The 21,560-nt window shown below is 41.4% G+C and carries 18 protein-coding genes; 7 read left to right on the top strand and 11 right to left on the bottom strand.

The genetic code is table 11. The annotated features are described in order from the left end of the window. Positions 1 to 73: 73 nt before the first annotated feature. Positions 74 to 1,342, bottom strand: coding sequence for a transcription termination factor Rho (gene rho / locus MMO38_RS12645; RefSeq protein ID WP_004672538.1), 1,269 nt, complete (start codon positions 1,340 to 1,342; stop codon positions 74 to 76). A 321-nt stretch (positions 1,343 to 1,663) separates the two neighbouring features. Beyond that, positions 1,664 to 1,990, bottom strand: coding sequence for a thioredoxin (trxA, locus tag MMO38_RS12640; protein ID WP_004672540.1), 327 nt, complete (start codon positions 1,988 to 1,990; stop codon positions 1,664 to 1,666). A gap of 269 nt (positions 1,991 to 2,259) precedes the next feature. Between trxA and ppx the strand changes: the two genes are divergently transcribed. The 5 genes from ppx (at position 2,260) to MMO38_RS12615 (ending at position 7,435) form a co-directional block, all read left to right on the top strand. Next, a complete protein-coding gene (gene ppx, locus MMO38_RS12635; protein WP_241323757.1) occupies positions 2,260 to 3,780 on the top strand; it encodes an exopolyphosphatase in 1,521 nt (506 codons plus the stop codon). A 100-nt stretch (positions 3,781 to 3,880) separates the two neighbouring features. After that, positions 3,881 to 4,705 (top strand): acetyl-CoA carboxylase carboxyltransferase subunit alpha, encoded by an 825-nt coding sequence (locus MMO38_RS12630; protein WP_241323756.1) that lies wholly within the window; start codon positions 3,881 to 3,883, stop codon positions 4,703 to 4,705. Then, the gene (tilS, locus tag MMO38_RS12625) at positions 4,642 to 6,027 is read left to right on the top strand and encodes a tRNA lysidine(34) synthetase TilS (RefSeq protein ID WP_277602863.1); all 1,386 of its coding nucleotides are present in this window, start codon (positions 4,642 to 4,644) and stop codon (positions 6,025 to 6,027) included. Before MMO38_RS12630 ends, tilS begins: the two co-directional genes overlap by 64 nt. A 3-nt stretch (positions 6,028 to 6,030) precedes the next feature. Further along, a complete protein-coding gene (proC, locus tag MMO38_RS12620) occupies positions 6,031 to 6,870 on the top strand; it encodes a pyrroline-5-carboxylate reductase (RefSeq protein WP_241323755.1) in 840 nt (279 codons plus the stop codon). A gap of 16 nt (positions 6,871 to 6,886) precedes the next feature. After that, a complete protein-coding gene (locus MMO38_RS12615; protein ID WP_004672550.1) occupies positions 6,887 to 7,435 on the top strand; it encodes a YggT family protein in 549 nt (182 codons plus the stop codon). 57 nt (positions 7,436 to 7,492) lie between these two features. On the opposite strand, the gene polA is transcribed toward MMO38_RS12615, so the two are convergent. Next, entirely contained in the window at positions 7,493 to 10,258 is a 2,766-nt protein-coding gene (polA, locus tag MMO38_RS12610; RefSeq protein WP_241323754.1) for a DNA polymerase I, read from the bottom strand. Between the two features lie 188 nt (positions 10,259 to 10,446). Here polA and MMO38_RS12605 point away from each other — a divergent pair, with 188 nt between their 5' ends. Then, a complete protein-coding gene (locus tag MMO38_RS12605; protein ID WP_241323753.1) occupies positions 10,447 to 13,293 on the top strand; it encodes a DUF2339 domain-containing protein in 2,847 nt (948 codons plus the stop codon). Here MMO38_RS12605 and MMO38_RS12600 read toward each other — a convergent pair whose 3' ends face one another. Continuing rightward, on the bottom strand, positions 13,294 to 14,211 hold the full coding sequence (locus MMO38_RS12600) for a mechanosensitive ion channel family protein (RefSeq protein WP_004672555.1): 918 nt from the start codon (positions 14,209 to 14,211) through the stop codon (positions 13,294 to 13,296). It lies immediately after the preceding gene. Positions 14,212 to 14,220: 9 nt separating this feature from the next. Further along, positions 14,221 to 15,039: a hypothetical protein gene (locus MMO38_RS12595; protein WP_241323752.1), complete on the bottom strand. Its 819-nt coding sequence runs from the start codon at positions 15,037 to 15,039 to the stop codon at positions 14,221 to 14,223. A gap of 93 nt (positions 15,040 to 15,132) precedes the next feature. Between MMO38_RS12595 and gspE the strand changes: the two genes are divergently transcribed. Next, positions 15,133 to 16,623 carry a type II secretion system ATPase GspE gene (gspE, locus tag MMO38_RS12590; RefSeq protein ID WP_034595181.1) on the top strand — a complete coding sequence of 497 codons (1,491 nt, stop codon included), beginning with the start codon at positions 15,133 to 15,135 and terminating at the stop codon, positions 16,621 to 16,623. A gap of 63 nt (positions 16,624 to 16,686) precedes the next feature. On the opposite strand, the gene MMO38_RS12585 is transcribed toward gspE, so the two are convergent. From MMO38_RS12585 to MMO38_RS12560, 6 genes are all read right to left on the bottom strand, one after another. Next, positions 16,687 to 17,121, bottom strand: a complete 435-nt coding sequence (locus tag MMO38_RS12585) for an organic hydroperoxide resistance protein (protein WP_004672561.1) — start codon at positions 17,119 to 17,121, stop codon at positions 16,687 to 16,689. Positions 17,122 to 17,239: 118 nt separating this feature from the next. Next, on the bottom strand, positions 17,240 to 17,602 hold the full coding sequence (locus MMO38_RS12580) for a DUF4951 domain-containing protein (protein WP_004672562.1): 363 nt from the start codon (positions 17,600 to 17,602) through the stop codon (positions 17,240 to 17,242). 205 nt (positions 17,603 to 17,807) lie between these two features. After that, the gene (locus tag MMO38_RS12575) at positions 17,808 to 18,632 is read right to left on the bottom strand and encodes a carbon-nitrogen hydrolase family protein (RefSeq protein ID WP_241323751.1); all 825 of its coding nucleotides are present in this window, start codon (positions 18,630 to 18,632) and stop codon (positions 17,808 to 17,810) included. A 25-nt stretch (positions 18,633 to 18,657) separates the two neighbouring features. After that, positions 18,658 to 19,179: an anti-anti-sigma factor GigB gene (gene gigB / locus MMO38_RS12570; protein WP_004672564.1), complete on the bottom strand. Its 522-nt coding sequence runs from the start codon at positions 19,177 to 19,179 to the stop codon at positions 18,658 to 18,660. Positions 19,180 to 19,281: 102 nt separating this feature from the next. Further along, a complete protein-coding gene (gene gigA / locus MMO38_RS12565; RefSeq protein WP_004672565.1) occupies positions 19,282 to 20,250 on the bottom strand; it encodes an RsbU family protein phosphatase GigA in 969 nt (322 codons plus the stop codon). Positions 20,251 to 20,381: 131 nt separating this feature from the next. Further along, positions 20,382 to 21,263 (bottom strand): VacJ family lipoprotein, encoded by an 882-nt coding sequence (locus MMO38_RS12560; RefSeq protein WP_005198378.1) that lies wholly within the window; start codon positions 21,261 to 21,263, stop codon positions 20,382 to 20,384. Positions 21,264 to 21,560 lie beyond the last annotated feature (297 nt).

The raw sequence follows: 21,560 nt of genomic DNA, 5'->3' as shown, positions 1-21,560 counted from the left end.
TGTTGTGTAAACATGTCAACCAAATCACAACAGCCACCATAAAGGTGGCTGTTGTGAACATTGGATGATCGACCTAGTTTGCAGCTTTACGCTTCATTTGGTCGAAGAAATCATCATTGGTCTTGGTTTCTTTCATGCGATCAAGTAAGAACTCCATCGCCGCAAGTTCGTCCATTGGGTGAAGTAGCTTACGTAAAATCCAAACTTTACGAAGGTTATCCTCTCCCATTAAGCGTTCTTCACGGCGTGTGCCAGACTTCTTAATGTTCATGGCAGGGAAGACACGTTTTTCCGCGATACGACGATCGAGCGTAATCTCTTGGTTACCTGTACCTTTAAACTCTTCATAGATGACATCATCCATTTTACTGCCTGTTTCGATCAATGCCGTCGAGATAATGGTCAGTGAACCACCCTCTTCGATATTACGTGCAGCACCAAAGAAGCGTTTTGGGCGTTCGAGCGCATGCGCATCCAAACCACCTGTAAGTACTTTTCCTGATGATGGAACAACCGTGTTATAGGCACGCGCTAAACGAGTAATAGAGTCAAGCAGAATCACAACATCTTTTTTATGCTCGACTAGACGTTTCGCTTTCTCAATGACCATCTCCGCAACTTGGACATGTCGAGCAGGGGCTTCATCAAAAGTTGATGCCACGACTTCGCCACGAACTGTACGTTCCATCTCGGTCACTTCTTCTGGACGTTCATCAATGAGTAAAACGATCAAGAAGACTTCTGGGTTGTTACGAACGATGGATTGAGCAATGTTTTGTAAAAGCATTGTTTTACCCGCTTTTGGCGGTGCAACAATAATTGAACGCTGACCTTTACCAATCGGTGCCACAAGGTCGACAACACGAGAGGTTAGATCCTCTGTTGTGCCATTACCAAGCTCCATCACCATTTGTTCGGTTGGGAACAATGGGGTTAAGTTTTCAAATAAAATTTTGTTACGTGAGTTTTCTGGTGTGTCATAGTTAATTTGATTCACTTTTAATAAAGCAAAATAACGTTCACCTTCTTTTGGTGGGCGAATCGTACCTGTAATGGTATCACCCGTACGTAAATTAAAACGGCGAATTTGTGATGGGCTGACATAAATGTCATCTGGTCCTGCTAAATATGAACCAGCAGCGGAGCGTAAAAAACCAAAGCCATCAGAAAGGATTTCTAAAACGCCATCACCAAAGATTTCTTCGCCATTCATTGCATGGCGTTTTAAAATGGCAAAAATAATATCTTGTTTACGGTTACGTGCCATGCCTTCAAGGCCCATAAACTCCGCAATTTTAATGAGTTCGCCAATGGGTTTTTTCTTGAGTTCAGTTAAGTTCATAAGTGGTCAGACAGAATGGAATAAGTGGAGGATTGTGTTGGGAAAGAAAAAATCGACCGCATATATACTGATGTAATTGTATTAAACAATTACGATCCAGTAGTCTGGTTCATTGTTTCAGAGAGAAATGTGAAAACAATTGTTATTGCCGAGCGGCGATCTTATGTTTTGTATCGTGTAAGAAGGGCGATGAAGTAGATTCCATTCAAAGCTTCTTGATCGAGAAATATAGACGAAATCAACTGCTTTGTCAATTTTTACGGAGGAATACGCTAATCAATGAATAGCGTATTTCCGCAGATTGACAGTTATACAACTTAATTAGATGTTTTGGTCAATAAATGCTGCAAGTTTAGAACGGGGTGCTGCACCGACTTGTTGATCAACAACTTCACCATTTTTAAACATCAATAATGCTGGAATGTTACGGATGTTGTATTTTACTGCTGTTTCTTCGCATGCAGTCACGTCAACTTTAACGATTTTAACTTTTCCTGCATATTCGTTTGACAAGTCTTCGAGGACTGGTGCAATGGCTTTACAAGGCGCACACCAGCCAGCCCAGAAATCAACAAGTACGGGAGTTTCAGCATCTAATACATCTGCTTGGAAGTTTTCATCAGTTGTATTAACAATAGTCGCAGACATGGGGTTGCTCCAAATTTAAGAAATAAAGTATCAATTCAGTATCAGAAAGAATATTACATTGCTACTTTATTCAATGTAAGGGTTTGTTCTGATTATTCAAGTTAGAAAGTGAAAAGTCTAATGGTTGCTCACGATGCTGTTCATCGACTTAAACAATCATTTATAAGCTATAAGCGAAAATACACGCGTTTTATTGTTTAAAATGACTTTAAAATTGTAAGCATGTGAATTACTCTAATGCGTGAATTGAGCATGGGTTTATACGAATAATGTCTGATTTTCTGATTGATGAAGAATTACTTGCTGCAATAGATATGGGGTCGAACAGTTTCCATCTTGCAATTGCTCGTGTTGATCACGGTGAAGTGAAAAAAGTTGCTTCAATGTCAGAAAAAGTACAATTAGCTGCTGGGCTAGATGAAAATAAAAATTTAACAGAAGCTGCTCAACAACGTGGTTTAGCTTGTTTAGCGCGTTTTGTTGGGCGTTTGAGCTCGGTGCAGCCAAATCGCCTGAGAATCGTTGCGACCAATGCATTAAGACAAGCCAAGAATGGTCACGAGTTTATCCAAAAAGCCGCTGAAATTTTGCCTAAACCTATTGAAATTATTGCAGGTCGTGAAGAAGCGCGCCTCATTTATCTCGGTGTGTCACATACCATGGCCAATGGCGGACGTCGTTTAGTGGTTGATATTGGCGGTGGTTCAACAGAATTTATTATTGGTGAAGAGTTCGAGCCGATTTATACCGAGTCTTTGCAGATGGGCTGTGTGGCATATAGTAAGACTTTTTTTGCTGAAGGTGAGATTTCAACCAAGGCCTTTGATAAGGCTGTTGTTGCTGCACGTAAAGAAATGTCAGGTATTGCCAATACCTATAAAATGGAAGGCTGGGATACCGTGGTGGGTTCGAGCGGAACCATTAAAGCCTGTCGTCAAATTTTAGTAAATCTCGGCTTGAGTGATGAACAAGAAAACCTGACTCGTGATGGTCTATATAAGCTCAAAGATCGTTTGTTGAAATTTAAGCATACTTCAGAAATTGATTTCGAAGGCTTACGTGAAGATCGTCGAGCAGTTTTGCCAGCTGGACTTGCGATTTTGTATGCGATTTTTGATGTATTAAACATTGATAAGCTTGCTTATTCGGATGGTGCGTTACGTGAAGGTGTAATGTACGACTTGTTGGGTCGATTCAAACATGAAGATATTCGCGATCGCAGTGTTCAAGCATTGATGGGTCGTTACAATGCCGATCCAAAACAGGCAGAGCGTGTGGTCAATACCGCCCAGCACTTGTTTAATGGTGTAGCTGAATCATTACATTTAACGACTGAAGACAGTGACTTACTGCGTCGTGCGGCTTATTTACATGAAATTGGATTGGCCATTAGTCATGGTGGTTATCACCGTCATGGTGCCTATTTATTACAACATTCAGATATTCCTGGTTTTTCACAAATTGATCAAAATCATCTTTCGCATCTGATTTCTCATCATCGTCGTAAGTTACGTGCAGATGCTAAAAACGATGTATTAAAAGTTGGTGGTCATCATTTGGTTTATCTTTGCATGATTCTTCGTCTTGCAGTTTTACTAAATCATAGTCGTAGTGATCAGATGCTTCCTGCCATTGAACTCAGTGTGGTAAATGATCAACAATGGCAACTGAGTGTTTCTGGCGATGCGAAGCAATGGCCTTTACTGGTTGCAGATTTGCATGATGAACAAGTGCAATTTAAGCATTGGAACATTGGTTTACATATCGTGTCAGATAAATTTGTTGATTAACCTAGGAGCTGTTGATCTTTCAGCTTGAAACGCAATGTGCGTATAACTTATAGAAAGTGTCAACAGACCTTGCATCCTTGTTAGGGATTATTTACGACTTATGAAAAATAAAGCGACTCAGTCCAAGGCTTGGACTACGGTTCAAATTGCACGTCATCCTGAACGTCCGCAATTCCTCGATTACGTGAGTGAAATTTTCACTGAATTTGATGCACTTCACGGCGATCGTTTATATGGTGATGACGGTGCGATGATTGGTGGTTTAGCACGTTTTGATGGCCAACCCGTGATGGTGGTGGGTCAACATCGTGGACGTGGTACCCGTGAGAAACTGCAACATAACTTTGGGATGTGTAACCCAGAAGGTTATCGAAAGTCTCAACGTTTACTTGATATGGCTGAACGTTTCAATTTACCTGTTTTTACTTTTGTCGATACCATGGGTGCTTATCCTGGTGTAGGTGCTGAAGAACGTGGTCAGGCAGAAGCAATTGCAACGAGCTTGGCACAACTATCCAGTTTGAAAGTGCCTGTGATCGCAACCGTACTGGGTGAAGGTGGTTCAGGTGGTGCTTTGGGTATTGGTGTGGCTGATCGTGTTATCATGCTTTCACACAGTATTTATTCGGTGATTTCGCCTGAAGGTTGTGCTTCTATTTTATGGAAAACAGCAGATAAAGCAGCGCAAGCGAGTGAAGCACTTGCATTGACTGCGGATAAGTTAAAAGCGATTGGTATTGTTGAATATGTCGTGGATGAAGGTGAGGGTGCGCATTTGCAACCTGAAAAAGTCATGCATGACCTAAAAGATGTGTTAAAACAAGCCTTGGATGAATTGCAACCGATGGATGCACAAGCACGATGCGAAGCACGTTATCAACGTTTAATGAAGTTTGGCAGCAGCAATTTAGGCATCGCGTCTTAGCGCAAGCACAGCATTTTTCAGAGCAAACTCAATTCTTAATTGGATGTAGCGGCGGCATGGATTCCATGCTGTTGCTGTCTCTAATGTCTGAACTTTTTCCCGATAAAATTCGTGCCATTTATGTTGATCATCAATTACAACAGCCGAGTGTGCTATGGGGGGAGTTGGTGCAACAACAGGCAAAGATACTTAATATTCCCTGTATCATTCAGAAAGTACAAGTTGAAACAGGCAATTTAGAACAACAAGCTCGCCAAGCCCGTTATCAAGCCTATCACCAACATTTACAAGCCAATGAGATTTTAGTTTTAGCGCATCATCAACAAGATCAAGCCGAGACGGTTTTGTTGCGTTTATTCTCAGGTGCAGGTGTCAATGGGTTGGCGGCGATGCAACAAATCGACGTACGTAAAGAGCTGACCATTTGGCGGCCATTTTTAGATCTAAGTCGAGCACAGATTGAACAATGGTCACAACACATCGGTCTTAAGTACGTGACCGACCCAAGCAATCAAGATACTCATTATGATCGGGCATGGTGTCGTGAAGTCTTATGGGATGTATTGCAACATCGCTTTCCAAAAATGCAGGCGGCGGTCGCACGTAGTAGTTATTTGATGCAAGATGCGGCTGAGATTTTAGATCAAGTGCTGCAAAATGATTGGCAGCAATGCGCCACCGACCATGAACTCAATTTAACTGAACTCAAAAAGTTATCTCATGCACGTCAACGTCAATTGCTCTCCTCATGGATGAAAGGCAATGCACAATACCGACCAAGTTACGACATGGTTCAGCGTGTACAACAAGAAGTGATTGCTGCCAAACCAGATGCCCAAGCGACCTTACATGTGCATCCGTATTATTATGTGCGTTATCAAAAAACGTTGTACCGTTTAAGCCATGACATCCTGTATGCAGAAAAATTATCGACACTTGCTGATGTTATTTCACAGCGTTATTTGTTAGGACAGCATATTCAGGTGGCAGCAGGACAGTTTAAAATCGAATCTCAAAATCTAGGTCTTTCTCCTCGATTATTCGATAGAGAGTTGCAGTTGTTGAAACGACAAGGTGGTGAAAAAATCCATCTGTATGGGCGAGTTGGGCATTGGCCGCTCAAAAAAGCCATTCAAGATGCGCAGATTTTGCCTTGGTTACGTCATACAATTCAAATATTAGTCGTGGATAATGTTATGCTTGGGGTTTTTAGCCCAAAAGGTTTTTGGTTGGCGCAATCTGAGTATCTGGTGCAGGGCGGTTGGCAACCAAGTTTAATTTCTGACTGTATTTTTCATCAGTCTTTATTACATGACGAGTAGGACATGGCGACATCATTGAATCAAAATATCTGTTTTATTGGCGGCGGTAATATGGCGCAAGCCTTGATCGGTGGGTTACTTTCTCGTGGCTTACCAACTACACGCATTACAGTGTCTGACCCAGTAGAGCAGATTCGTCAAATATTAGAAGAAAAAGAGATTCAAACCACGACAGATAATGTTGCAGCGATCAAAGATGCTGATATTGTTGTATTGGCGGTAAAACCACAGGTCTTAGCAACGGTTTTACAACCATTAAAAGGGTTGTTGTCAGATAAACTCGTGATTTCAATTATTGCGGGCGCTGAGATTCAAACCCTTTCAGATTTAATCGGCGGTAGCGAACGTATTGTACGTGTGATGCCGAATACGCCTGCATTGGTTCAAACGGGCGCACATGGTATTTATGCACCTGCGGCTGTAGGTACTAAAGATCGTGAATTAACCAGTCAAATTTTAGCGGCGACGGGTTTAACCATTTGGGTTGATAATGAAGCGCAAATTGATGCGGTAACTGCAGTATCAGGTTCAGGCCCTGCCTACTTTTTCTATCTAATGGAAAGTATGATTCGCGCGGGTAAAAACTTAGGCTTAGATGAAAAAGTTGCTACTGCATTAACCTTGCAGACTGCGCTGGGCGCGGCGCAAATGGCGATTACCAGTTCAAATTCTCCAGCAGAATTACGTAAAAATGTGACTTCACCAAATGGCACAACTCAAGCAGCCTTAGAGGTGTTTGATCGTGCACAGATTTCACAAAATATTCAAGCAGCGCTTGCAGCAGCTCAAAAACGCAGCCAAGAGCTTGCGCAAGAGTTGAGTGACAAGACTAAATCAGTTTAAGTAGGATAAGACAATTATGGGTGCAAGTTCTGCGCTAATTTTTGGTGTTTTGATCAATGTTGCTATTTTATTGATCTTTTTCCGTTTTTTAATGCAATTGGCGGCAGTCACTCCCTACAATCCCGTGGTGCTTTCAACAACGAAAGCGACCAAGATTGTAGATGTTTTCAGCCGTATTTTCCCAACGGTGAGCAAAGGACGGGTTAATTTAGCCGCATTGGTTTTGGTTATTTTGCTTTACTTCCTCAAAATGTGGGGAGAAAAGCATTTAGCTGGCGTTGGTACGGGGAGCACCTTGTATTTTATTGTTTCTACAGTAAAAGAAATGCTCTTGTCTTTAGTGACGCTCCTTAAATATATGATTTTTGCTTTTATTATTTGTAGCTGGATCATGATGCTTTCACAATTCCGATCGCCTTATATGGAGGTGATTCAGGAATTGGTCGAGCCGATTTTGGCACCTTTCCGTAAAGTCATGCCAAGTATGGGGATGATTGATTTATCACCGATTCTGGCATTTTTAGTGTTATTTGTGGCTGAAACAATGCTCAGAGCAATTGTCTAGCTTTGATTAAAAAAAAAGAGATGCTTAGCATCTCTTTTTTTTTGCTCAGAATCAGGGTTAGTGAGCAGCGTCCCAATTCAGCCCTTGTCCAACTTCAACCACAAATGGAACTGAGATTTTCAAGACGGATTGCATCACTTCGGCGATTTGCTTGGAGAGTTCATCTGCAATTGCTGCGTCCGCTTCAAAGACCAATTCATCGTGTACTTGTAACAAGAGTTTAGCTTGTTCTTTTGGTAACATTTGATCCACGGCAATCATCGCTAACTTGATGATATCAGCCGCACTGCCTTGCAGTGGCGCATTAATCGCAGCTCGTTCAGCGGCTTGCTTGATCATTTTATTGCTTGCCAAAATATCAGGGGTATATAGACGACGACCTAAAATTGTTTCAACAAAACCTTGTTCACGTGCGATCTGACGCGTGCGCTCCATATAATCCAAAACACCTGGATAACGTTGGAAATAACGTGCGATATAGCTACGTGACTCTTCTCGAGTAAAGCCCAGTTGACGGGTTAAGCCGAATTCTGACATGCCATAAAGCAGACCGAAGTTGACGGCTTTGGCTTGGCGGCGTTGGTCATTGGTGACATCTTCAATCGCAATGCCCAATACTTCTGACGCCGTACGACGGTGTACATCTTGCCCTTGTTGGAATGCATGGATCAAAGCATCGTCTTGAGAAAAATGCGCCATCAAACGCAGTTCAATTTGTGAATAATCGGCTGCCAACAGCACGCGACCTTCAGGTGCTATAAAGGCTTTACGGATTTGTCGTCCAATTGGGGTGCGAATAGGAATGTTTTGTAGGTTTGGGTCTGTCGAAGATAGGCGACCAGTTGTGGTCAAGGCTTGGTGATAACTGGTATGCACACGATGTGTTGTATCATGCGATTGCTCAATAAGACGGTCTGTGTAGGTATTTCTCAGTTTTGCCAAGCCGCGGTGTTCTAAAATGACTTCGGCGAGTGGATGTTCAATTTTTTCTAAAATACTTTCACTGGTACTGAACTGTCCCGTAGCCGTTTTTTTACCGCCTTTAATCCCCAGCTTTTCAAATAAGACTTCACCCACTTGTTTTGGTGAAGAAACATTAAAAGCTTCACCTGCCAGTTCAGTGGCCTGATTTTCTAGTGTTTGTATGGTCTTTGAAAATTCAACACTGAGCTGATCAAGGAACTGATGATCGAGCTTGATGCCATCTTCTTCCATGGCAGTCAACACACGCGCAACTGGCATTTCGATATTGTGCAGAATATTTACTAGTTCTGGGGAGCTTTTTAATTTTCCTGATAAAACTTCATACAGTCGATAAGTGACATGTGCATCTTCGGCCGCATAATGTGCTGCAACTTCGAGTTCAATTTGATTAAAGGTTTTCTGTTTGGCACCTTTACCTGCAATTTGTTCAAAGGTGGTGGTCAAATGGCTCAGATAAAGTCGTGCGACATCATCCATACCATGACGTGTGGCTGCTGCATTTAACACATAAGATGCCAGCATGGTATCGAAATACCAACCACGAATGGTAATGCCATGATTGGCAAAAATATGGGCATCATATTTTAGATGATGACCAATTTTCTTGACCTGCTCATTTTCAAGGATTGGTTTGATTTGAGCTAAAACTTGGTCACGATTCAGTTGTTCGGGTGCACCTTCATAATTATGCGCCACAGGCACATAGAATGCATCATTGGCATCAAATGCCACCGAAAAACCAACAAGTTCGGCAATACGATAATCTAAATTCGTGGTTTCTGTATCAATGGCAAAATGATCTGCTTGTTGCATTCGTTGTAACAATGCATCCCAGTCTTGTTGTGTGAGAACCGTATGATAAGTGGCTGTTCCGAGCTGATCATCTTGACTTGAAAGTGTGGCGTGATCTTCGGTCACAATCGTTTCAGCTTTTTGCTCTGCTTTCACAATTTTTTGTGAGGTTTGCTGATAAGCCGAGGTATTTGGATTATTCGGGTGGTCTAAGGATTGTAATTGATTACGAAATTCGAGTTCTGTATAGAGATCACGTAGCTGATCAATATTTGGATTGCTGAGTTTAAGCTCGTGCCAATCTAGATTTAGCTCAAGATCACAGACGATACTTGCCAATTGGTGATCAATTTTGATGTTGTCTAAACTGTCTTTAATGTTTTGACTGATTTTGCCTTTTAGCTGATCGACATTGGCAATAATATTATTTAGTGAGCCGTATTCGTTTAGAAGCTTAGCTGCAGTTTTTGCGCCAATACCTGGAACCCCCATAATGCCATCTGATGCATCGCCCATGAGGGTGAGATAATCAATAATTTGATGCGGATGAACGCCAAATTTTTCAAAAACACCCGCTTCATCAAGCACACGTTCTTTGAAACTATCTTCAAGTTTGACATGTTCATTGACCAGTTGTGCCATGTCTTTGTCGCCAGTGGAGATTAAAACATGATGACCTTCACTCAGCGCTTGTTTGGTCAAAGTTCCAATAATATCATCGGCTTCAGCGCCTGCGAGATAATATAAAGGAATCCCTTGTGCCTTAATTAATGCGTGCAAATATGGAATTTGTTGAGACAATTCTTCGGGCATACTTGGACGATCACCTTTATAAATAGGAGAAAGAGCATGGCGAAAAGTAGGTTCAGGCGTATCAAAAATCACCGCCATATGCGTCGGTTGTGTACGACGCATCAATTTTTGAATTGCTGAAATTGCACCACGTATTGCATTGGTATGTAAGCCAGTAGACGTCGTTAACGGTGGTAACGCGTGATAAGCACGAAATAAAAAATAAGACCCGTCAACCAAGACAAAAGGTGGCATTTCGCAAATCCCAATTATAAGTTAGCAGGTATTTTACGTGAAAAAGTGTTGTCTGTCCTTGTCGCCGTGTTGTGCAATGACGAGTTACGTCGCTTTAAAAAATTGCAGTATTTTGTATGCAAAAATAGCTGCTTATCTAGTGATCAAGTAAGATAGCCTCAATGAAGCTGTTTTATTGATATAAGTCTATGTATAAAAAAGACAAACAGGGAATTGTCATTGTTTTAATTGCTTTGACTGTGTTGCTGGCTTGCGCCATTGCATTTAAATGGCAGGGAACCATTGTTGCTGCCACCGTGGGGCTAACCGTTGTTATTGTGCACATCCTTTCTGAAATTCATCAACGCTTATGTCAGTTGGAGCAAGCCTGTTCTGGTTTTTCGGGTCAATCCACAGGAATTGGGATACAGCGGGTACTGATTTATAGCGCCGCATTGGTTGCGTTATTTGCTTATGCCAACACGTGGATGTGGCTCGCAGGCGGTGCATTATTGGTACTGATGTTGTGTTTGATTCAAACCATCAGTGCATTTCAAACCAGATTGCTGCATTTAGAACAGTTCTCAATGACTACACCGAAAACTGAATTTGCACCGCTTGTTCCAGAAATTGAATCATCTCCGCCATTAACGACCACTACTTTATCAGTGTCTGAGTCACAACATCCTGCTTGGATGCAAGCCAATACTGGATCAAGTCAACAACCCAATACTCAAAACCCTTTCCCTATAAAACCTCCGTCTGAATCTAAAGATGCAGCATGGTGGCAGCCTGCATTTGATTGGATGATCCATGGCAATCCAATTTTACGTGTCGCGGTGGCGATCTTAATGGTTGGTGTGGTATTGCTGTTACGATTTGCCAGTGAACATTGGCAGTTGAGTCTCGGTGTTAAACTTGGCTTTATCGCCTGTGCAGGTGGGATTACAACAATCGCAGGTTATTTGCTACAAAAGAAAAATCAGCTATTTGCAGTGGCTTTACAAGGTTTAGGTTTAGCGATTGTCTTTTTAACACTTATTTTCTCGCATCATTTTGCAGTGATTGCTAGTTTGACCACTGCCAGTATTCTTTTTGTGATTTTATTATTGGCAACCGTCTATCTCAGCCTCAAACAACAAGCCCTGTATTTGGCGATCCTTGCGTTGACCATGGCCTATCTTGCGCCATTACTTATTCCGCAAAACCATCCTGATGTGATTTTCTTGTTTGGTTATTATTTCATAATTAACTTAGCAGTTGCAGCGGTGAATTTTATTCAACCTTGGAAGATTCTGCACCAAATTGCCTTTTTTGTGACCATGTTTATTGGTGGGGCGGTCATTGCTATTTATGCAGAACATCAGCAATACACAACCCTTGATTTTATCCTTTGGTTGCATATCGCCTTATTTATTTGGCTGAGTATTCGTTATAGCCAATTGATGTTACGTGCGCAAAACCTGCAAGAAGAAACAGCGCCTAAAGCGCAGCGTTTACAGCCGATTTTGGATGTTGGGCTGATTTTTAGTGTGCCTGTGCTTGGCTTTTCTTTACATGCTTATTTGATGCATAACTCAACTTCAGCATTGACTTGGGGTGCAGTGGCATTGGCGGTTGTTTATATCGTTTTAAATATCTGGATTAAACGTCAGCATCCCCAATTATCGATCTTAGCAAAAAGCTTTTTTATCCTTGCAGTGGTCTTTATCGCACTGATCTTCCCGCTTGCCAAAGGTGCACATTGGACCTCAACAGGTTGGGTGATTCAAGGAACAGCATTGATAGTTTGGGGAGTGACTGAACGTTATCGTTTGAGTCGTTACATTGGGGTGGCATTGGTTCTATTCAGTTCAATTGCACTAATGTTCCAAGTTTGGTCCAATGACCATTTCCCAGTCCTCAGTACTGTCATTTATGCCTTAGCTCAATTTATCTCGGCATTCTATTTATTACATTATCAACAAGTCGAAAAGTATTTTAGTTCACGCATGTTGAGTGGGATTTTTATCGCATTAGGCATGTACGCGGGTTCGATCGCTGCTATTGAGTTGATGCAGTGGCAGCAACATGGGCTCAGTCCTTATTTAGCAGTTGCTGTGGTATTACTGGCGATATTTAGCGTTGCAGTATATTTGAAATCAAAATTGCAATGGCAGCATCTACAGCTCACCTTGTTGGGCGGACTATTATTTTTACTCTATGGCGCCAGTTTGGCTGAAAATGTCTATTGGTTAGGGCATTGGTCAAGTCACTTAAGTCAAGTTGGCTTTGTGGTTGCTTCAATCGGTTTATCTTTGATGCTCATAGCGTTGAAACCATTCGTGTCCAAAACTTATCTACTGGTGTGGTCAACTTTGCTTTGGTTGGGCTTAGCGAGCATTGGCTTGGCTATTTTCCCGAGCATGCCAGTGATTGCTTTAGCACTTATCCCAGCGATCTATAGTATTTGGTTGTTTACATCGAAGCAGACCCAATTGCTGCATCAGCTCCCAGTTTGGGGTTTAACTTTGTTTTGGTTGGTGCTGGTCAGTCTAGATCCTTATTCTGCTGAGCAATATTATGTGTTACCGCTGTTAAATTTGACTGATATTCTGTCTTTGTTGATGTTCATTGGCATGATTTGGATCATTTATCATCATGATTTCAGTGCTGAAAGATCGATTGAATGGGGCTTTAAAGTTACAACCATTTTAATTGGTTTATTGGTCTTGAGTAGTGTGGTGGTTCGTGCCATGCATCACTATTTGGATACGCCGTTATGGGGTGGGGCAATTTGGCGAAACGGTGATGTGCAACTGAGCTTGACCTTATTGTGGATGATTTTGGCTTTTGTATTAATGACTTTTTCTAGTCGTCGTCATATTCGTCAAATTTGGTTTGTGGGTGCTGCGTTGTTAGGTATCGTGGTGGCTAAATTATTATTACTTGACCTATCGCAAAGTGGCACATTGACCCGTGTGATTTCATTTATTGGGTCTGGTGCTATCATGTTAGTGATAGCATATCTTGCACCTCTGCCACCTGCGATTGACGAGCCTGAGAAACAGCGCTGATTATTTCTCTTTCTGTTCTTTTTTGAGCTCTTTTTGGTGTGTGTATTGATCGATTTCGTCATTTTCCAATGATGCAGGTCGATCAATTAAACCCATTTTTGGTACTGGAATTTCAATTTCATTTTCTAAGAAACCATTACGAACACGTTCCTGCATTTCATCACGAACTTGAATATAGTTTTCTTGACGACACCATACCGCAAATAAAATTTCGATTGAAGATTCTTTAAAAGCAGTCACTGTGACGGCTGGTTTAGGGTCATCCATCACGAGCGGGTATTTTGATGCGACATCTAATAACACCTGTCTGACTTTAATAATATCTTCGTGGAAGTTAATTGCCAGTGTAATGGGAATACGTCGTATTGGATATTTAGATAAATTCATGACGGGTGCACGAATCAATTGCTCGTTTGGCAGGCGAATATACACATTATCTAGTGTCAGAAGCTTGACCGAAAGTAGGTCAATCGAAATGACTTCACCTTCAATGGTGTGTCCTCGAATCAAGGTGATTTGAATAGTATCACCGACTTCAAAAGAACCTTCACCGATCAGAAACAAACCACTAATCAAATTGGATGCAGAGGTTTGTGAGGCGAAACCCAGTGCGACGGTGAGAATACCTGCCGCGCCTAAAAAAACGCTGAGTTTAAATCCTGCTTCTCTTAGACTGGTCATAATGAACAGTAAGAAAATGAAATAGAAAATCCCTCTGCGCCACAAAAGGCGTTGATGTGCATTGAGTCGGTTGCCAATGGTTCGAATAAAGGTATTGGATAATAATCTTGCAATGATAAAACCAATAAAACATAAAATAATCGCGACTACAATTTCACTGAGTCGCGCAAAATTAATATTGGTAAATATGCTGGTGAGGTTGCTTGCAACATCTTTCGGAATATTGGAATCTGGCATAGCAACCTCTTAAAAAAACGAGTCAAACATATTCAAAAAAGTACTATTGGGTGAGCGTGGAGGGTGAATATAGGTCACTTCTCCTGCTTGATTTGGCGTTCTATTCTCGATGCGAATTCGTGCTTGTTCAGCACCATCATAATAAACCTTGATCTTGGAGGTCCATAGTCGACCAGTGCCTTCACTATAAAATAGAGGGAGGGCAGGAACGGGGACATTCATACGGTCAAAACGGAGTTGATGTGGGCTGTTGTTTTGAAATTCGATGGGCGTGACTGCGCGAAAAGCACGCGGTGTTAAAAGGTTTAAATCCGTGCGACCATCAACCGAAGTGGCGTAGCAAATTTCTCCATGTTGAGGATTTTTGCCAAACCACGTGTCTTTGGGTTGAATCACAGGAATGTCAAACAAAGGCTCTACCAATCCGTCAGCCAAACCAGCAATCCACAGAGGGGTACTGATATAAAGTGTTCCCCGTTGACCTGCTGGGATATAAATAGGATCTACGGGTTTAATGACCACGGAACGATCAGCCAAACGTGGCATCAAATGAAACGTCTCATTGGTTTTATGCAGCATGTAGCGTTCAATTTTTGCAGGTTGTGGCATTGCAAATTCAATATCCGTTAGAATTCGCCATTGTTGTTCATAATCGTTCTGATAGTGCGGACGATGGTATTCCAATCGCCACTCTTTAATTCCGCGTGTGAGACGGAAGAGTAATGAACCGAATTGCCAAGCTTTGGCTTGTTGAATTTCAAATTTTTGTTCGCCCCACCACTTCAAAGATTCTGAATGAGGCGTTTCATATAGATTATTTTGAGACAAGATGCAAAATTCCTTTGTGAGGATGCTAAAGAGACTTCACGCTGTAACCAGCTTAGAGTACACTCAATGCTTTCTTTTATCATTATTTGTGTGATGCAAATACTTAAACAAATACAAATTCCATATAGTTTTGCCAAACGGCATGGCGTTTTGTTCCGTTATGAAGGCGATCAAGTTTTTATTGTGCGACGCAAGGAAACGGCGCGTATTGCTTTGCAGGAAGCACGTCGAATTTTGGGGAAGTCAGCTCATGATCAACTTTGTACCGAGCAAGAGTTTCATGCTTTACTCAGTTCAAGCTATGCAGGAGATACAGGCGAGTCGCAACAAGTTGCCGCGGGTTTAGAAGATCACCCCGATCTGTTGAGCTTGGCGGATCAAGTTCCTGAAGCGGAAGATTTGATGGATCAGGAAGATGATGCGCCGATTGTGCGTCTCATCAATGCTTTGCTGTCAGAAGCAATTCGTGTCAGTGCATCTGATATTCATATTGAAGCCTTTGAGAAAAAACTTTCGGTACGCCTGCGTGTTGATGGTCAACTGCGTGAAATCGTACAGCCGCGTCGTGAGTTAGCGCCGTTGTTGGTTTCACGTATCAAAGTCATGGCTAAACTTGATATTGCAGAAAAGCGAATTCCGCAAGATGGTCGTATTTCCTTGCGCTTAGCTGGACGCGAAGTTGATGTGCGTGTATCGACATTGCCATCATCACATGGTGAACGCGTGGTGATGCGTTTGCTGGATAAGCAAGCTGGGCGTTTAAATATGACCCATTTAGGCTTGATGCAAGGTGATTATGCACGTTTAACTCAATTGGTACATCGTCCACATGGCATTATCCTCGTGACCGGACCAACGGGTTCGGGTAAAACCACCACACTGTATGCGGCACTCTCTGATCTGAATGACCACACGCGTAATATTTTGACTGCGGAAGATCCGATTGAATATCAACTCGAAGGGATTGGTCAAACACAGGTCAATACCAAAGTTGATATGACCTTTGCTCGTGCGCTTAAAGCGATGTTGCGTCAAGATCCTGATGTGGTCATGGTCGGAGAGATCCGAGATCTTGAAACGGCTGAAATTGCGGTTCAAGCGTCATTGACGGGTCATTTGGTTTTATCAACGCTACACACCAATACTGCAATTGGTGCAGTCACTCGTTTAAAAGACATGGGGATTGAGCCTTTCTTACTTGCAAGCTCTCTGATTGGCGTGATTGCACAACGTTTGGTTCGTACTTTATGTCCACATTGTGTGACATGGCGTAGAGCAGATGATTTTGAACAACAGCTTTTCAAACACCTCGATGTCAATCATCAAATGGAGTTACCAGAGCCGCAGGGTTGTGAGCATTGTTCACACGTAGGGTTTAGCGGACGAACGGCAATTTATGAAATTGTACCCGTTGATGAATCGATGCGCCGTTTGATTCATGGCAATGCTGCTGAATATGAGTTAGAAACCTATGTTCGTAAACAATCGGGCTCAATTCGTGATGATGGTTTAAGAAAGGTCTTGGCTGGCAAAACCACTTTAGAAGAAGTATTGCGAGTCACCAATGAAGCTGCCGAAGGATAAGCAATCAGCGGTACGAAAAAAAACAGCATGGTGAACCCATGCTGTTTTTTATCAGCGAGAGTATTATTCAGCAGTCACGATATTAAAATTCACATCAATGTTATTGCGTGTTGCATTCGAGTATGGACAGACGATGTGAGCAGCATCAACCAGTTGCTGTGCCTCTGCTTGCTCCATTCCCAAGAGATAGACATTTAAAGTCACTTCAATACCAAATCCATTTGGAATAGGGCCGATCCCAACTTCACCTTCAACATAAGCATCTTTACTTATATTGAACTTATCGCGATTCGCAACAAACTTCATTGCCCCTAAGAAGCATGCAGAATAACCTGCGGCAAAAAGTTGCTCTGGATTGGTGACAGCACCACCAGCACCGCCCATTTCTTTTGGCACACCTAATTGAACATCTAAAACACCATCAGAAGACGTTGCACGGCCATCACGACCACCTGTTGCTTTCGCTTTTGCGCTATAAACCACTTTTTCTAAAGACATGATTATTATTCCTGAATATTATTGAATAGCATTAGATCGTACGCTATATGAATTAAAAAACAAGTAAGTAAAGGTTGTTCAATTTTGAATATTAAGCGCTTATTGTTATAGGATTTGTTTACCAAAGCTCTGCAATTTTTTTCATTAATCTTGCTCTATAACGAGCGGTGGGGTTACTTATATTTTTCTGAGCTTCTTGCTCATAATATTGCTGCCATGCTTTGATCATTTCCAAGGTTGTCCCTTTTTGTTTAATGATCACCACATCTTCAGGCTGAATATAGTCTAAGCGTTGTCTCGCACCTTCTGCCCCTGTGCCCCAGCCAATGATCCATTGACCAAAAGTATTGAGAGACAAGTTTTGTGGTGTGGATAAATTATTTTGCGTATTGGTTGATACATCAGGAATATCTTCTACTGATGTAGCATGGAGTGGTGTCGTTGCCCCTAGAAAAAACAATATGCTAATAAATCTAAACATGAACAAAAGCTTAATAAGAATGAATTGACAATATTATTTCACTCATCGAATAAAGTCATTTTGCTTTGTTCGACAGAGTTCAATAATTTGTATTAAATCATGATTTAAGTTGGCTGACATGAATAAAAATGATCAGCACAGTCAGCTCATGCCAAAATATAAAGGTTTAATTGAAGTTTAGATATTTAAAGTAGGAAATATATTTCTAATAATGGATGAGTTGGCGATGTTGCATCAACGGCATTGCAAGACGTACCGCTTCTTGTTCTGCGAGATCAAAAGTTGAGCTGATTAAAGCATGACCTTCTGTATTGAGCATTTGCACCAGTTGACCACGACTATCCATGATACCCGCATGCCCCCAAGTTTGACGCTGCTGACCATGCCAACCTTGTTGTGCTGCACCCAAAACATAACATTGACTATCCATTGCACGCGCTTGCAACAATAACTGCCAATGTAATTGTCCTGTGGTGTAAGTAAATGCTGCGGGAGCAGTTAAAATATTTGCACCTTGCTGACGTAAAGTTAAGGCAAGCTCAGGGAAGCGTAAGTCATAACAGACCATTAAGCCAATATTGCCAAATGGAGTTTTTGCTACAACAACCTCATTGCCTGGTTCAAAGAATGTTGATTCTTGATAACCACCAACGCGATCTCCAACCTGAACATCAAATAAATGAATTTTGTCGTAGCGCGCTTCTGTGCCTTCAGGGCTAATACATAGACTCACAGTCCGAACGCGGCCGTCGGGAACGATTGAACCATCGGGGCGAAAAGGGCAAGGGAGTGTGCCAGCAACGATCCAAATTTGATAGTGGTGAGCGAGTTGCTCTAAACGTTTTTGAATGCTTTCAAATTGAGCAGCAGTTTCACGTTGTTTACCTGCAGCAAAACAGACAAAGTTTTCAGGAAAGACAATCAGTTTTGTGGCTTGTGCCTTACTTTGTTGGATCAATGATTCAATGACAAGGAAGTTAGCTTCAATGTCATCTTGGGAGTTCATTTGTACAACTGAAAGTAAGGTCATAAGCCAGTCACAATTAATTTAGTGATCAAACATTTTGTTTTTGTACATCGATACTTAAGCAATCTTGTTCTTTTTGCAATTGTTTAACCAGAGGCTCAAACATATTCTGGTTATTTTCATTCAAACGCATGAGTGTTTTATGCGCGTCAAGCACGGTGTTAAGCATAGCACTATGCGTGATATGTTCTTCAGTAAGCTCTAGCGTGCATACATTTGGGTCACCACAATAATCTAAAATTACAAACACTTGTGCTAGCCCCATGCTGTTGGCTAAGGTTGTAATATCGGCATTGGTTGAAAGCATTACGGCTTGTATGTGATGCGCTTGCTTAAGCTTTAAGCCTAGTTTTGCCAGTATTCCTAAGACGGTACTGTCAATAAACGTGGCTTGGGTAAGATCAACAATTGCACCAACAACGTTCTGTTGTTGTTCAATTCGGTTGAGGAGTTTGTCTAGACTTATACAAGAGTGAGCACGCACTTCGCCAATAAGCTTGAAAATATGCGTTCCGTTCAAACTTGCATATTCAACATGACCTGTTGACATATAAATGCCATTTTCAGAGAAAGGATATAAAATTATCCCATAGTGATATTCCAGACACAAGGGCTTGGATACTGTGAACTGGTTAAGATATTGATTTTATGATTAATTCATTCGGCATAAACTTAGAATGGCAATGTCATCAGCGACATGTTCTGGGGCTCGGAAGGAGTTATTCTGTAGATGTTCGACCAATTGATTAAACTGATCATTCAATCCACCATCGAAAGGTTCAAGCGCGCCGTCAGAACATAAAATGAACCGTGCTTGACGATTGAGTATACAGTGATGCTCTTCAACTTCGAGTTCTTCTGTGAGCCCTAAGGGAAAACTACTGGTTGATAGAATTTGTGGTGGTTGGTTTGGTTCAAAAATAATAGGAGGAGGATAGTGTCCTGCGCTCGACCAACGAACTTCGTTTGTTACTAGATTTAGAATCCCTGCTACCATCGTAATATGTTTTTCTATATTTTCTTGCATCAACATGGCATTAAGTTTCTGAATCAGTTGACTTGGCGTTTTTGATCGACCATGAAAAGCTGCCATCCATGATGTCAATAAACTACTGGTGACACCATGCCCTGAAACATCAGCTAGATAAAATAAGACCTCTTCATCATTTAATCGCCAGTAATCGTACCAATCTCCCGATAAATAGGCTGATGGTTGGAAAAAAGATTCAAATTGATAGTTTGGTAATTGAATTGGATTTGGTAAAAGACGCTGCTGTAACTCTGCCGCAGAGGGAAGGTCGCGGCTGTCTTGATTTCGCTTGTATTGCGCATCAATTTTAAATAAAGCATGTATTGGATTCTTGGGAAGATTATCCCACATCCAACCTGCTAATGCACCCATTTCCCAAGCTTGAGCAAGTGCAGCACCTTCATGCTCAAATGCAAGCACAATGGTAGGAAGTTTCCATTGATATTTTAGGAAGTCTTGTACATCAGCAATCGCAATAATTGTTTGATCATACAAATCCAAATCATTCACTTGAATGATTTGGAGGGTCGGTAACTCAGTTAAAGCTTGATCTAAGTAAGGTATGGAGCGTGTGGGTTGAATGAAATACATTGATGTATTGCCAATCCTTTGTATGATCACTTTTTAATTCATCATAGATGAAAGATAACTTAAAACCTAGTGTTGCTAGCGTTTAAATTCACTAGCGACACATAAGTTTGTAAGACATTATTTTAATTTAACTATTCTTCATCTGAAAATGATTCATCATTATCATCTGCATCGTTGATAAAGGAAATGTCATTTGCATCACCACGTTTCTCTGCAATTTGGAAAGCCTTACGTTGCAAATAAAAGTCACGAATCATCGAATATTTATCACCTTTCAAGCTTTCTTCAATATCGAGAAGCTGTGAACGGGCATCTACAGCTTGCAATACATTGCTTGACCAATAAATACCATCTTGATCGTCAAGTAAATATTTCTGTGGACGACCAAAACTATCTGCCGCTAAGCCAAAACCATCTCGAAACGTACTTGGGCCAAAAAAAGGCAACATGACATAAGGGCCAGAAGGAACGCCGTAATAGCCTAAAGTCACACCGAAGTTTTCTTCTTCTGTTGATAACCCTAAACGACGAGCAGGGTCAGCAAAACCTAAGGTTGTGAGTGTATTCACAGTAAAACGACCTAAGGTTTTTGCTGCGCGGCTAGGTCGGCCTTGAATCACTTGATTCACAGCATTCCACGGTTCGCCCAGATTTTTACGGAACTGACGATAAGGGCTACGAACCTCTACAGGAACTTTAGCAACATACTGTATTGCTACCGGTTTCAATAGATTGCGGTCTAATGCATCGTTAAAAAGGAAAATCTGACGGTTTAATGGTTGTAATGGATCTTTCACTTCATCTGGCTGAGCGGCATTTGCATTGACTTTTAAATCATTTTTAGTGAGATGTTTTAAATCTTTTATTGCTTGTATTGTTGATGTCTTATGTTCATTTGAGATTACAGTGGGATTGCTATCGGTTGCTGCTTCATTAAGTGTCTCTTGAGCAAATACGGATGAGCATGCTCCAGCAGTTAACAACCCAAGCAAGATAAAATTGGAGTAATGCATATTAATCCTTAATCGCGGTCTGAGCGAAATACGGTCATAAAAATGATTGTACTATTTAGCACAAAACATATTAAGCAGAATACAGTTAAAGTACTCATCTATTATTAAAGCAAATTCACTGACAAAATATAAGAAGTAATGTGAAAATTGATCTAAAAACACCCACTCGTCACAATAAATTAAAAAAAGGGGTTGTGTGGAGTTGGAAATGCTGTAGAATGCACATCCATCGGCGGTGATGCAGATAAAAACTTGTTGAGAAACAAGGATTTGGATTGAAAGATTTAAATCTTGAGT

The sequence above is a fragment of the Acinetobacter sp. NIPH 1852 genome (genome assembly GCF_022549455.1).
In the GTDB taxonomy this organism is placed as follows: domain Bacteria; phylum Pseudomonadota; class Gammaproteobacteria; order Pseudomonadales; family Moraxellaceae; genus Acinetobacter.
Note: the sequence above shows the minus strand (reverse complement) of the source record. Positions and strands in the feature narration are given on the sequence as shown.